A 12,845-nucleotide genomic window follows, 5' to 3' on the forward strand; every position below is an offset into this window, starting at 1 on the left:
GATCGCGCTGGAGATGCGCAGCACCCTCGCGGTGTGAGCCCGGCTCCCCCGGCAGCGGGGGCGGCTACCCGTACGTGTCGCGCGGGCCGCGGCCGTCGCGCACCGAGCGCCCGCCGTGCTTCCACGACGGCGCGTCCGGGCCGAGGACCCGGACGAACCGCACGGTGTCGGCCCCGAGCTGCTCGTTGAGCATCGCCACGAGCTGCGGGGCCATGTGCCGCAGCTGCGTGGCCCAGGCGGTGGAGTCGGTCCGGACCGTCAGCTCGTTGTCGGCGTAGCGCTCGGGGCGCGAGTGCTCGGCCAGCGACGGGCCGACGAGCAGCGCCCAGCGGGCGAGCAGGGTGCGCACGTTGACCTCCGCGGCCCAGCCCTTGGCGTCGACGAGCCGGTGCACGGCGCGCGACAGCGTCTGCGGGTCGCGATCGTCGGGGTGCGCCCCCGAGCTGACCGGGTCGACGCTCCGGCGCGTGACCGAGGGCGGCGGACGCCGACGGCGGGCCCGCGCGCCCATCGCCCGGGCCGTCTCCCGGGCCAGGCTCAGCCCGGTCGGGTCGTGGGGCACCGCCTCGGTGCGCTCCTCCTCGGCCGGGGTCCCGGGCTCGGGGCGGGTCTCGTCGTCAGGCATCGGGCGTCACCTCGCCGTTGGCCACGCGGAACCGTCGCCCGTCGAGCACGTCGGGCACGTCGCCGCCGACCGCCGCCGTCACCAGCACCTGCTCCGCCCCGCTGACCATGCTGGCGAGGCGCTGGCGGCGGGTGGCGTCCAGCTCGGCGAACACGTCGTCCAGGACCAGCACGGGCTCGACGCCGTCCGACCGCAGCAGGGCGAGGCTCCCCAGCCGCAGGGCGAGCGCCAGCGACCACGACTCGCCGTGGCTGGCGTACCCGCGCGCCGGCAGCACGCCGAGCGACAGCAGCACGTCGTCGCGGTGCGGGCCGACGAGGGAGACGCCGCGCGCCACCTCGTCGCCCCGGCGGGCGGTCATGGCGTCGGTGAGCGCGACCGCCAGCGCCTCCCGGTCGGCGTCCGGCGCCAGCTCGACGGCGGTGACGTACTCCGCCGAGGCGTCGCTGTTCGTGGGGGCGATGTCGGCGTACGCCTTGGCCAGGTGCGGGACGAGGTCGGCGAGCGTGAGCAGCCGGGCCTCGACCAGCTCGGCCCCGTGCCGGGCGAGGTGGGAGTCCCAGACGTCGAGGGTCGCGGCGGCGTCGGCCCCGGGCGACCCGCCACGGCTGCGCCCGCTGAGCGACTTGAGCAGCGTGTTGCGCTGCCGCAGCACCCGGTCGTAGTCGGCCCGCACGCCGGCCATCCGCGGCCAGCGCGAGACGACGAGGTCGTCGAGGAAGCGCCGGCGCTCCGACGGGTCGCCCTTGACCACGGCCAGGTCCTCGGGCGAGAACACGACCGTGCGCAGCACGCCGACGATCTCGCGGGTGCGGCGTACGGGTGAACGGTTCAGCCGGGCGCGGTTGGCCTTGCCGCGCGAGATCTCCACCTCGAGCTGCAGCTGGCGCTCGTCCTCCAGCCCCGCCTGCACCCGGGCCCGGGCGATCGCCCGCTCCGCGCCGGCCCGGACGAGCGGGACGTCGCTCGCCACCCGGTGCGACCCGAGCGTCGAGAGGTACTCCACGGCCTCGACGAGGTTGGTCTTGCCCTGGCCGTTCGCGCCCACGAAGACCACCACGCCGGCGCCGAGCGCGACGTCGACAGCCGTGTACGACCGGAAGTCGACGAGCTGGAGGTGGTCCACGAACACGCCCCCATTCAACAGGGCCCGTCCACCGCAGCGTTCCTCTCACGGCGGTTCGCGCCGCCGCAGCGCCGCACCGGGGACCTCAGGTGCCCGCTCCTACGCTGCGAGGGTGCTCTACACCGCCGTGTACGTCAGCAGCGCCGTCGGCACGTGGGGCACCGACGAGCTGTCGGACCTGCTCGCGCAGTCGCGCGCCAAGAACACCGCGCTGGGCGTGACCGGGGTGCTGCTGCACCGGGAGGGCACCTTCATGCAGGTGCTCGAGGGCGAGGAGGACGTGGTCCGCCCGCTCTACAGCCGGATCGCCCACGACCCGCGCCACGCCGACGTCGTCAACGTCTGGGGCAGCCTGTCGCCCGACCGCCGCTTCGGCGACTGGAGCATGGGCTTCCGCGACCTCGACGCGCACCCGGTCGACCTCCCCGGCTACACCGAGGTCCTCGACGCTCCCCCGAACGTCGAGCTCCTCCGCCGCCGCCTCGCGGCCGCTGACTTCCTCTCCCGGTTCGCCCCCGTCGCCTGACCAGGCGCCGCTGCTGAGAGCGGGTCCCTGGATCGCGCAGGAGCCGTGGCTCCACGCTCATCGCGACCGCGGGGCCGGATCGAGCGACCCCGTTTCAGCAAGACCGCGTACGCCCGCGAACCCGACCACGATGTTGTCCGTTCCCCCATCAGCTCCGCCAGACCGGCGTGCCTGCCGAAACCGGGAGGCCCGGCGTCCGGACGCCAGGTCGAAGGAGGCCGCTCGGAGGGCGGCTCGCAGCGTGGCTGGGTCTGACGGGAGCACGGGCGCGACCGCGTACGTCGTCGAGCGAAGATCACGCGCCCGTGCGGCTGGTTGCGAGGAGCCGCCCTCCGAGCGACCGACGGCTCCACCGCAACCGAGAACCCAGCGGCGAGAGGACTACGCCGTGTCGGACTGGCCGGAGTTCTTCCCGCCGGCCTGGTCGGCGTTCTCGCCGCCGGCCTCGAGCGAGTCGCCGGCCGGCAGCTCGTGGTGGCCGCCGAACTGCTGGCGCATGGCCGACAGCACCTGGTTGGCGAACTTGTCGTTGTCGCGCGACGCGAAGCGCTCGAACAGCGACGCGGCGAGCACCGGGACCGGGACGCCGACGTCGATGGCGGCCTTGACCGTCCAGCGGCCTTCGCCCGAGTCGGAGACGCGGCCCGCGAGGCCCTCGAGCTGCGGGTTGGACTGCAGCGCGGCGGCGGTCAGGTCGAGCAGCCAGGAGGAGATCACCGAGCCGCGGCGCCAGAGCTCGGAGACCTTGGCCGTGTCGATGTCGAACTGGTAGAACTCCGGCTCCTCCAGCGGCGCGATCTCCGCGGAGTGCTCGGCCTGCTTCTCGCCGGCGTCGGCGTTGTGCAGGATGTTCAGGCCCTCGGCGAAGGCGGCCATGATCCCGTACTCGATGCCGTTGTGGACCATCTTGACGAAGTGGCCGGCGCCGGACTTGCCGCAGTGCAGGTAGCCCTGCTCCTCCGGCGCGAGCTCGCCGCTGCGACCGGGGGTGCGGTCGATGTCGCCCGGCCCGGGGGCGATGGTCTTGAGCACCGGGTCGAGGTGCTCGACGGCCTCGTCCGGGCCGCCGACCATGAGGCAGTAGCCGCGCTCGAGGCCGAAGACGCCACCGCTGGTGCCGATGTCGACGTAGTGGATGCCCTGCTCGCGCAGCCGCTTCGCGCGGCGCACGTCGTCGTGGTAGTTCGAGTTGCCGCCGTCGATGATGATGTCGCCCTCGTCGAGCAGCGGGGCGATCTGGTCGACGATCTGGCCGGTCAGCCCGGCCGGGATCATCACCCACACCGCGCGCGGTGTGCTCAGCTTGGAGATGAAGTCCTCCATCGAGCTCGACCCCGTCGCGCCCTCGCCCTCGAGGCCCTTCACCGAGTCGGCGTTGACGTCGTACACGACGCACTCGTGACCGCCGCGCATCAGACGGCGCACGATGTTCGCCCCCATCCGCCCGAGGCCCACCATTCCCAGCTGCATGACCCAACTCCTTCGCCGACGGACTCGCGGTTCAACCTAGCGGGGCCGCGGCCGGCGGCGCGGTTCGGGTCGCCGCGCGGTACGGCGCCCCTCGACCAGCTCAGGGAGCGCGGCCAGCCTGCACCGGAAGCGGACCCGGAGGGGCACGGAGCGGACCCCCGTCATGAGCGTGCGAGGGAGGGCGCCGGTCACGTCTGGACGACGAGCGGGGCACGACACGCTTCTCGTCGTCCCCCGCGAGGAGGAAGACGCGAGCGTCAGGCGCCCGCCCGAGTCAGCCCAGGACGACGTTCAGCTCGGCAGGCGCATGAGCATGATCACGTGCCGGTAGTCCGTCAGCGGCTCCCCGTCGACCTCGGGGACGCCGGTGAGCTGGCACGGCTTGCTCGGCGCGGTGAAGGCGAAGTTCACGTACGGGGTGTCGAAGGCGCCCAGGGCGTCGAGCAGGTAGTTCGGGTTGAAGCCCGCGGCCGTCACGGCGAGCTCGCCGCCGTCGGGCTGGTCGACGGCCGCCTCGATCGCCTCGGAGGCCTGGGCCTGGTCGCCGGTGGCGGCCTCGAGCGTCACCGAACCCTCGGCGATGAGCATCCGCAGCGACGTGTTCCGCTCGGCGACGAGCGCGACGCGGCGGGCGGCGGCGATGACCTCGGCCGTGGCGACGCGGACGTTCAGCACCGCCTGCGTGTTCATGATGTGGCGGACCTTGGGGAACTCGCCGTCGAGCAGCCGGGTCGTGGTCTGGCGCTCCCCGGCGGCGCCGTGGCCCTCGAAGCCGATGATGCCCTCGCCCGCCCCGGCGCTGGCCAGGCTGAGCGTGACCTCCTCGCCGGCGGTCATCGAGCGCGAGGTGTCGTTGAGGACCTTCGCCGGCACCAGTGCGGTGGCCGAGGCCTGCGTGGAGGCCGGGTTCCAGGTGAGCTCCTTGAGCGCCATCCGGTAGCGGTCGGTCGCCAGCAGCGAGATCGTCTCGCCCTCGATCTCGACGCGCACACCGGTGAAGACGGGCAGCAGCTCGTCACGTCCGGCCGCGACGACGACCTGCGCGACGGCCTGCGCGAAGACCGTGCTCGGAACCGTCCCGCTCGACTCGGGCATCGTCGGCAGCGCCGGGTAGTCGGCCACCGGCAGCGTCTGCAGCGTGAACCGCGCGCTGCCGCAGACGAGCTCCATGCGGGTCTCGTCGCTGCTGATGTCGACGGGCTTGGCGGGCAGGCTCTTCGAGATGTCGGCGAGCAGCCGCCCCGAGATCAGGGCCTGGCCCTCGTCGGCGACGTCGGCCTTGACGCTGATCTGCGCCGAGGTCTCGTAGTCGAAGCTGGAGAACGTGACGCCCTCGGCGTCGGCACGGACCAGCAGCCCGGCGAGGATCGGCACGCTCGGGCGTACGGGCAGGCTGCGGGCCGCCCACTGGACGGCCTCGGCCAGCACGTCGCGCTCGAGCCTGATCTTCACGCGTCCTCCTCGACAGCCCGCTGCTGAATCACCCACCCGGCCGGACGACCGGCCCGTGAGCACGCGAAGCATAGCGAGCGCGCCCGGGTGCGGCGCCCGACGACCGTACGGACCCTCCGCCGGTGGTCGGCGGTGCGGGCCAAGGCCTGGCGGCCGAGGGCGGGGTCAGGCCTTCTCGCCGGGCCGCAGCGTGCGGAGGTCCTCGGCGGCCTGCATCACCTCGTCCTGCAGCGGGACCAGCACCTCCAGGTCGGCCGGCGGCGGGCCGGTGAACACCGGCCGCACCTCGAAGACGAGGTCGAGCACGCCCTCGCGGGTCGGCGTCCCCTTGCGCATCACCATCGCGTCGCCGGCCAGCCGGCTGTACTCGTTGATCCGGCCGCGCCATCCCGGGTTGTCGACGGTGGAGACGTCGCGCATCGCCCGCGAGAGGCTGTCCAGCGCCTGCTCGAGGCGCAGCAGCTGCGGACGGCGCACGTCGAGGTCGAGGGTGATGACCGCGTCCTCGCCCTCGTCGTCGTCGGACTGGCGTCGGAACAGCTTGTCGAACAGACCCACCGTGCGTCCTCGCTCATCGTCGTGTCGGGGCCAGATCCCGGCCCGCTGTGCACAGCCCGGGGCCCGTCTGACTCAGACCATCTTTTCGTATCTCTCTCTTCATCGTCGTCGTAGGTGCTGTGGGCACTGTGGAGAACCCCACGTCTGCGCTGGTCAGCCCGCCGATCGGCCTCGGGAGCCAGGTGTGGACGACGAGGAATTACACGGGAAGGATCTGCGGACAGGCTGCGGCCGGCTCGAAGATCCCCACGCGTCGTCCCCGGCCTTTCCTGTGGTTCTGGGCGTTGTCCACACCCTTGTCCCCAGGTGTGGGGACGTCGTCACCTGTTCGTGATGCTCCGGTCGGTAACGATCCCGGGCCACCGCTCAGACCTCATCGGCACGTCACCTGCTGTTCAGCCGCACGTCACCCTGCGGGTCTGGTCACGACCCGAGACTGGCCCGCGGTGTTCCTCCGCCGCCCCCGGCACGCGCCGGCTCGGCGGCGCGAGGATGGGGCGCGGCCGCGGACGGGTGGCCGCACGGAAGGAGCGACGTGACGATCATCCGCGAGGGGTTCCGCGAGTACCTGGACGACCTCATCTCCGCGGGCTACAGCGTGCGGCCCGACGAGCACGGCTCCGACCCCGACCTCATCGGCCCCGACGGCGACCCGATCGAGAGCTGGCGCGAGGACTACCCGTACGACGAGCGGATGGACCGCGACACCTACGAGGAGCAGAAGTACGCGCTGCAGATCGAGCTGCTGAAGTTCCAGTACTGGATCGGCGACACCGGCCAGAAGCACGTCATCCTCTTCGAGGGGCGCGACGCGGCCGGCAAGGGCGGCACGATCAAGCGCTTCATGGAGCACCTCAACCCGCGGTCCGCCCGTGTGGTCGCGCTCACCAAGCCCACGACCACGGAGCTCGGCCAGTGGTACTTCCAGCGCTACGTCAGCCAGCTGCCCACCGCCGGCGAGATGGTCCTGTTCGACCGCTCCTGGTACAACCGCGCCGGCGTCGAGCGCGTCATGGGCTTCTGCACCCCGGCCGAGTACGAGCAGTTCCTGCGCCACGCGCCGCTCTTCGAGCAGATGCTCGCCGACAGCGGCGTGCACCTGACGAAGTTCTGGTTCAGCGTGACCCGTTCCGAGCAGCGCACCCGCTTCGCCATCCGCCAGATCGACCCCGTGCGCCGCTGGAAGCTCTCCCCCATGGACATCGAGTCCCTCGACCGCTGGGACGCCTACACCGAGGCCAAGGAGGCGATGCTCGAGGCCACCGACACCGACGCCGCCCCGTGGACGACGATCAAGAGCAACGACAAGAAGGCCGCCCGCATCAACGCGATGCGCTACTTCCTGAACCAGTTCGACTACGCAGATCGCGACGCGTCGGTGGTCTTCCCCGCGGACCCGCTCCTCGTCCGCCGGGGTCGTGAGTCGATCGGCGACTAGCTCCCTGTCTGCCGCGGCTCGTCTCGTTCGGCTCCTGCGCCGGTCGGGCCCAGGACCCTGGCGCCGAGCAACCATCCGCACGGGCGCGTGATGCCCGCTCGACGACGTACGCCGTCGCGCCCGTGCTCCCGCCAGACCCGTCCACGCTCGGCGCCAGCGTCCTGAGCCCTCCCTTCGAGGGGCGGCCTCCGGCCGCGGTTCGCTGCGGACTGTCGCCGATCGGTCGCTCCCGTAAGGCGTGGGTGGCCAGCCAGGGCCCCCCGCGGGCCTCGTCGGCGGCTCGGACGGCTCCGAGCCCGCCGGCGGTCGGGGGCGGCCCCTCAAGGTCCCGTACGCGCTCAGAACGCCTCTGAGGAGTTCCTTCGACGAGCTCAGGGAGCGTTGCCCGGCCCGGGCCCTCGACGAGGCTCAGAGAGCGTTGCGGAACCCGCTCTTCGACAAGCTCACGGAGCGTTGCCTGGACGTCCCCTGCAAGCGCAACCACGGGGGTCCGAGCCGAAGCGCGTTGGAGTCCCCGGCAAGGGGCGAGTGTGAAGGAGGGCTGTCAGATGACGGCGGTGAGCGTGGATGGGTCTGGCGGGAGCACGGGCGCGATCTCGTACGTCGTCGAGCGAGGACCACGCGCCCGTGCGGATGGTTGCGAAGCGCCGTCATCTGACAGCCCGACGGCACCCGGGCAGAGCCCCAGAGAAGAGAAGATCAGCGTTGCGAGGCCTGCTGCTTGATGCGGTTCGTCAGCTCCGTCACCTGGTTGAACGTGCTGCGCTTCTCGCCCATCTGGGTGCGGATCTTGCGGTCGGCGTGCATGACCGTGGTGTGGTCGCGGCCGCCGAACTGCTGGCCGATCTTGGGCAGCGACAGGTCGGTGAGCTCGCGGCAGAGGTACATGGCGATCTGGCGCGCGTTGACGAGCTGCTGCGTACGGCTGCCGCCGCACAGGTCCTCGATGGTGATGTCGAAGTAGGACGCGGTCTGGGCCATGATCATGCTGCTGGTGATCTGGGCCTCGCCGCCCTCGGGGATGAGGTCCTTGAGCACGATCTCGGCGAGCGACAGGTCGACCTGCTGGCGGTTCAGGCTGGCGAACGCGGTCACGCGGATCAGGGCGCCCTCGAGCTCGCGGATGTTGGTCTGGATCCGGCTCGCGATGAACTCGAGCACGTCGGGCCCGGCGACGAGGCGCTCCTGGGCGGCCTTCTTGCGCAGGATCGCGATGCGGGTCTCGAGGTCGGGCGCCTGGACGTCGGTGATGAGCCCCCACCCGAACCGGCTGCGCAGGCGCGGCTCGAGGTTCTCCAGCAGCTTCGGCGGCCGGTCGCTCGTCATGACGATCTGCTTCTCGGCGTTGTGGAGCGTGTTGAAGGTGTGGAAGAACTCCTCCTGCGTCTGCTCCTTGCCCTCCAGGAACTGGATGTCGTCGATCAGCAGGACGTCGACGTCGCGGTAGCGCTGCCGGAACTCCGCGCCCTTGTTCTGGCTGATCGCGTTGATGAAGTCGTTCGTCAGCTCCTCGGTGGAGACGTAGCGCACCCGCGTCGTCTCGAAGTAGCTGCGGACGTAGTGGCCCAGCGCGTGCAGCAGGTGGGTCTTGCCCAGCCCGGAGTCGCCGTAGATGGTCAGCGGGTTGTACGACTTGCCCGGGTTCTCCGCAACGGCGATGGCCGCGGCGTGGGCGAAGCGGTTCGAGGCGCCGATGACGAAGGTCTCGAAGGTGTACTTCGGGTTCAGCCGGGCGCCGACCTCCTTGCGCGGGCGGAAGCCGTTGCCGCTCGGGCCGTGGCCGTTGGCGTCGCCGCGGGGGGCGGCGGGGCGGTCGGCGAGCTCGGCGGCGGGCAGCGGCGACTGCTGGCCGGCGTACGTGCGCCCGTTCGTCGCCGGCGCGGCCTGCGGGGCGGGCTGCGAGGAGGGCGCGTCGTGCTCGGCCAGCCCGTCGTCGTACGACCCGTCCGCACCGTCGTCACCGCGGCCGCGGGCCAGGGCCTCGCGCTCGCCCGGCGGACGGCGCTCGCGGGAGGCCTCCTGGTCGAGCTCGATGTCCGACGGGGACGGGTTGAGCCCGTCGTCGACGGTGACCATGATCTTCATCGGCCGGCTGAAGTAGCCGGTCAGGCTCTCCTCGACCTGCGGCCGGAAGCGGACCTCGAGCAGGTTGCGGGCGAAGTTGCTGGGCACCGCGATGATCATGACGTCGTCGTGGACGTTCAGCGGCTTGGCGTTGTCGAGCCAGCGGCGCAGCTCCGGCGAGGCCTTCAGCACCACCTGCTCGAACGCGGCCGACGCCGGTGGGGCGTTGCTGTCCACGACGTCGCTCACGCGCTCTCCGTGCCTCTCCATCGAACCCCCCCGAGCACGTACGACGCCCGTGAAGGGGGTCGACGCCGCCCGACGGACGGTGTTCCAGTGTCTGTCGGTCGTTCTCACTCCACAGTGTTGTCCACACCCTGTGCATGCGCGAACTGCCGTCTTCCCGGTGCACCCAGGAGCTGCAGGTGGAGACGCACCGACGGGACAACCCCCGAAGTCCCAGCGGCACGACGTGAAGTGAAGGCGAGGCGCGACGCTAGCAACCGGGAACTGACCGGTGCAAGCCCGCAGCGAGACCAATTCGAGACCTATCGGCGTGTCGCCTGGACAGGCCCCTGCCGGGGCTCCTCGGCCGGCGTACGGGCCGGTTTGACGGGTTTGGGAGCCCCCCGTACCGTTGGTGGGTCGCTGTGACCAGCGGCACCCTCGTCCGCGCCCCGCGACCACCGTCGGCGGAGCTGTGGTGAGGGCGCACCACCCGACCTGCCTGATCTCGAACACCTGGGGAGTCCTCCCGTGAGCAAGCGCACCTTCCAGCCCAGCAACCGGCGCCGCAGCCGTACCCACGGCTTCCGGCTGCGGATGCGGACGCGCGCCGGCCGCGCGATCCTCTCCGCCCGCCGTGGCAAGGGTCGCGCCAAGCTCTCCGCCTGAGCGCCGCTCCCCACCAGCGGTGCTTCCCCGTACGGCGCGTCTGCATGAGTCGGCCGACTTCCGTCGGGTGACCCGCTCGGGCGTGCGCGCCGGACGACCGACCCTCGTGGTCCACGCCACCACCGGCGCGGTCCCGCAGAGCAGGGTCGGCTTCGTCGTCTCCAAGGCCGTCGGGGGTGCCGTGGTCCGCAACCGGGTCAAGCGCCGCCTGCGGCACCTGGTTGCCGCAGAGCTCGGCGCGACGACGTCGCCTCGCGACGTCGTGGTCCGCGCCCTCCCGGGTGCGGCCTCGGCGCCGGCCCGGCTGGGCGACGACCTGAGCTCGGCCTGGCGCCAGGTGATGCACCGGTTGTCCCCCGGCTCGACCCGGGCGCAGCCATGAAGCACGTCCTCGTGGCCCTGCTCAAGCTCTACCGTCTGGTGGTGAGCCCGCTCTACGGCAACGTCTGCCGCTACTACCCGAGCTGCTCGGCGTACGCGCTGCGGGCGGTGGAGGTGCACGGTGCGGTCCGCGGGCCCTGGCTCGCCGCACGACGGCTGCTGCGCTGCCACCCCTGGACGCCCGGCGGCTACGACCCCGTGCCCGGCACCCCGGAGTGGCACGAGGAGCAGGCGCTGCTCGCCGCGGGCGAGCGGGCCGGCCACACCGATGACCACCACGCCGGGCACGACCACGCGGCGCCGGCAGCGAGCCACGCACCGCACCACGCACCGCACCACGAACCGCACTCGCCAGTCCTGCAGAGGGTGACCTGATGCTCAGCCCGTTGTTGACGTCCCTGTCGATCTGGGACCCCTTCATCTCGATCGGCAGCACGATCCTGCAGCCGCTCTACTGGGTGGTCTCGGGCATCCTCGTGCTCTTCCACTCCGTGTGGTCGCCGGTGTTCGGCACCGACAGCGGCTGGACGTGGGCGCTGTCGATCGTCTCGCTGACCGTGGTCATCCGCGTCGCGCTGATCCCGCTGTTCGTCAAGCAGATCAAGTCGTCGCGCTCGATGCAGCTGCTGCAGCCCAAGGTCCGCGAGCTGCAGAAGAAGTACGCCCACGACCGGGAGAAGCTCGGCGCGGAGACGATGAAGCTCTACCGGGAGAACAACGCCAACCCGTTGGCGTCCTGCCTTCCGCTGCTCATCCAGATGCCGATCTTCCTGGCGCTGTTCCGGGTGCTCGACGGCGCGGCCCGCAACATCCCGCGGGGGCACTGGCTGCGGATCAACCCCGACCTGGTCAGCTCGCTGAACAGCTCGACGATCTTCGGCGCCAAGATCTCCGACACCTTCACCAAGGTCGGCTTCGCCAACGGCATCAACAGCGTCCACGTCCTGACGCTGGGTCTGATCATCGCCATGACGGCGACGCTGTTCGTGACCCAGCTCCAGCTGATGCGCAAGAACATGCCGGCCGAGGCCCTCGAGGGCCCGTTCGCGCAGCAGCAGAAGATCATGCTGTACGTCTTCCCGCTGATCTTCGCGGTGGGCGGCATCAACTTCCCGGTTGGCGTCCTCATCTACTGGTTCACCTCGAACCTGTGGACGATGGGCCAGCAGTTCTACGTGATCCGCCGCAACCCGGCGCCCGGCACGCCCGCCTTCGCCGCGTGGGAGGAGCGCCACCAGCGTCACCGCCACGAGGAGACGGTGGCGGTCGAGCCCGAGGGCCGCGGCACCCGCGGCGGTGGCTCCACCGCGCTGCCGGTCGCGCAGGCGGCCGACGCCGCGGCGACGCCACGGGTCGCACGCCAGCAGCCGCGCAAGCAGACCAGGTCGCAGCGCCGGCCCTGACCACCCAGACCACCCGGAGCCGCAGCACCCGCCCGAGCATGGCGGGTGCTGCGTGCCGGACCAGACGAGGGCGCACCGTACGCGTCCCCGGAGTGCGCCGCGGAGCCCTGCGCTCGGCGGAGGAGAGGTTGACCCCATGAGCGAGACCACCAGCAGCCAGGGCACCGACGAGGGTCGGACCGACCACGGCGTCGGGACCGACCAGGTCGAGGACACCGTCGTCGCCGGGGACGCCGGCAGCAGCGTCACCGACGACCTCACGGTGGCACCGGCCGGTTCCGAGGACGCGCTCGAGCAGGTCCAGGACGACGACGCGGCCGAGGACGACGAGGACGACGACGAGCCGGAGAACCCCCTCGAGGCCGAGGCCGAGGTGGCCGCCGACTACCTCGAGGAGCTGCTCGACATCGCCGACCTCGACGGCGACATCGACACCTTCATCGAGGGCGACCGCGCCCACGTCTCGATCGTCAGCGAGTCCAAGGTCCTCGTGGGCCCGGACGGTGCCGTCCTCGACGCGCTGCAGGAGCTGACGCGCCTGGCCGTGATGACCGAGACGGGCAACCGCAGCCGCCTGATGCTCGACGTGGCCGGCTACCGCGAGACCCGGCGGCGCGAGCTGCTCGAGGTCGCCGGGAACGCCGTCACGCAGGTGCGCGAGTCGGGCGAGCGGATGTCGCTGGAGCCGATGAACCCGTTCGAGCGCAAGATCGTGCACGACGCGGTGGCGTCCGCCGGGCTCGTCAGCGAGTCCAAGGGCGAGGAGCCGCGGCGCCGCGTCGTGGTGCTGCCGGCGTCCTGACGCCGTGACGACCGAGCAGCCCGGGGGTGTCGTACCGGCGCCCCGGGAGGCCCTCGTCGAGGCCGTGTTCGGAGCTCGCGCCGACCTCGCCGCGCGGTACGTGGAG

13 protein-coding genes are annotated in these 12,845 nt (G+C 71.7%); 7 read left to right on the top strand and 6 right to left on the bottom strand.

The features are described from left to right. Positions 1-64: 64 nt before the first annotated feature. Both BMY04_RS21940 and recF read right to left on the bottom strand, forming a co-directional pair. Positions 65-625 carry a DciA family protein gene (locus BMY04_RS21940; protein ID WP_091187143.1) on the bottom strand — a complete coding sequence of 187 codons (561 nt, stop codon included), beginning with the start codon at positions 623-625 and terminating at the stop codon, positions 65-67. Then, complete coding sequence (gene recF, locus BMY04_RS21945) at positions 618-1,757, bottom strand: DNA replication/repair protein RecF (RefSeq protein ID WP_091187146.1); 1,140 nt, start codon at positions 1,755-1,757, stop codon at positions 618-620. The genes BMY04_RS21940 and recF overlap by 8 nt, the downstream gene beginning before the upstream one ends. 106 nt (positions 1,758-1,863) lie before the next feature. Here recF and BMY04_RS21950 point away from each other — a divergent pair, with 106 nt between their 5' ends. Further along, positions 1,864-2,277, top strand: a complete 414-nt coding sequence (locus BMY04_RS21950; RefSeq protein ID WP_170854282.1) for a BLUF domain-containing protein — start codon at positions 1,864-1,866, stop codon at positions 2,275-2,277. A gap of 381 nt (positions 2,278-2,658) precedes the next feature. Here the strand turns inward: BMY04_RS21950 and gnd are convergent, their stop codons facing one another. From gnd to BMY04_RS21965, 3 genes are all read right to left on the bottom strand, one after another. Continuing rightward, positions 2,659-3,747 carry a phosphogluconate dehydrogenase (NAD(+)-dependent, decarboxylating) gene (gene gnd / locus BMY04_RS21955; protein ID WP_091187152.1) on the bottom strand — a complete coding sequence of 363 codons (1,089 nt, stop codon included), beginning with the start codon at positions 3,745-3,747 and terminating at the stop codon, positions 2,659-2,661. Positions 3,748-4,038: 291 nt separating this feature from the next. Then, the gene (gene dnaN, locus BMY04_RS21960; protein WP_091187155.1) at positions 4,039-5,199 is read right to left on the bottom strand and encodes a DNA polymerase III subunit beta; all 1,161 of its coding nucleotides are present in this window, start codon (positions 5,197-5,199) and stop codon (positions 4,039-4,041) included. A 165-nt stretch (positions 5,200-5,364) separates the two neighbouring features. Continuing rightward, on the bottom strand, positions 5,365-5,757 hold the full coding sequence (locus BMY04_RS21965) for a hypothetical protein (protein WP_091187159.1): 393 nt from the start codon (positions 5,755-5,757) through the stop codon (positions 5,365-5,367). Between the two features lie 535 nt (positions 5,758-6,292). Between BMY04_RS21965 and ppk2 the strand changes: the two genes are divergently transcribed. Then, positions 6,293-7,195 (top strand): polyphosphate kinase 2, encoded by a 903-nt coding sequence (gene ppk2 / locus BMY04_RS21970; RefSeq protein WP_408630473.1) that lies wholly within the window; start codon positions 6,293-6,295, stop codon positions 7,193-7,195. Positions 7,196-7,894: 699 nt separating this feature from the next. Here ppk2 and dnaA read toward each other — a convergent pair. Then, positions 7,895-9,454 carry a chromosomal replication initiator protein DnaA gene (gene dnaA / locus BMY04_RS21975; protein ID WP_408630474.1) on the bottom strand — a complete coding sequence of 520 codons (1,560 nt, stop codon included), beginning with the start codon at positions 9,452-9,454 and terminating at the stop codon, positions 7,895-7,897. 561 nt (positions 9,455-10,015) lie between these two features. Here dnaA and rpmH point away from each other — a divergent pair. From rpmH to BMY04_RS22000, 5 genes are all read left to right on the top strand, one after another. Then, the gene (gene rpmH / locus BMY04_RS21980; RefSeq protein ID WP_091187166.1) at positions 10,016-10,153 is read left to right on the top strand and encodes a 50S ribosomal protein L34; all 138 of its coding nucleotides are present in this window, start codon (positions 10,016-10,018) and stop codon (positions 10,151-10,153) included. 19 nt (positions 10,154-10,172) lie between these two features. Continuing rightward, positions 10,173-10,535 carry a ribonuclease P protein component gene (rnpA, locus tag BMY04_RS21985; protein WP_091187171.1) on the top strand — a complete coding sequence of 121 codons (363 nt, stop codon included), beginning with the start codon at positions 10,173-10,175 and terminating at the stop codon, positions 10,533-10,535. Next, positions 10,532-10,909, top strand: a complete 378-nt coding sequence (gene yidD / locus BMY04_RS21990; RefSeq protein ID WP_091187176.1) for a membrane protein insertion efficiency factor YidD — start codon at positions 10,532-10,534, stop codon at positions 10,907-10,909. Before rnpA ends, yidD begins: the two co-directional genes overlap by 4 nt. Further along, on the top strand, positions 10,909-11,937 hold the full coding sequence (yidC, locus tag BMY04_RS21995; protein ID WP_091187180.1) for a membrane protein insertase YidC: 1,029 nt from the start codon (positions 10,909-10,911) through the stop codon (positions 11,935-11,937). The genes yidD and yidC overlap by 1 nt, the downstream gene beginning before the upstream one ends. Before the next feature lie 136 nt (positions 11,938-12,073). Next, positions 12,074-12,739, top strand: a complete 666-nt coding sequence (locus tag BMY04_RS22000; RefSeq protein ID WP_091187184.1) for a Jag family protein — start codon at positions 12,074-12,076, stop codon at positions 12,737-12,739. The last annotated feature ends 106 nt before the right edge of the window (positions 12,740-12,845 follow it).

Source organism: Microlunatus flavus (genome assembly GCF_900110855.1).
Classification (GTDB): domain Bacteria; phylum Actinomycetota; class Actinomycetes; order Propionibacteriales; family Propionibacteriaceae; genus Microlunatus; species Microlunatus flavus.

Bases quoted from the DNA above. Each gene is read 5' to 3' on its own strand.
- BMY04_RS21940 (WP_091187143.1), bottom strand. From the start codon at position 625: ATGCCTGACGACGAGACCCGCCCCGAGCCCGGGACCCCGGCCGAGGAG.
- gnd (WP_091187152.1), bottom strand. From the start codon at position 3,747: ATGCAGCTGGGAATGGTGGGCCTCGGGCGGATGGGGGCGAACATCGTG.
- yidD (WP_091187176.1), top strand. From the start codon at position 10,532: ATGAAGCACGTCCTCGTGGCCCTGCTCAAGCTCTACCGTCTGGTGGTG.
- yidC (WP_091187180.1), top strand. From the start codon at position 10,909: ATGCTCAGCCCGTTGTTGACGTCCCTGTCGATCTGGGACCCCTTCATC.
- BMY04_RS22000 (WP_091187184.1), top strand. From the start codon at position 12,074: ATGAGCGAGACCACCAGCAGCCAGGGCACCGACGAGGGTCGGACCGAC.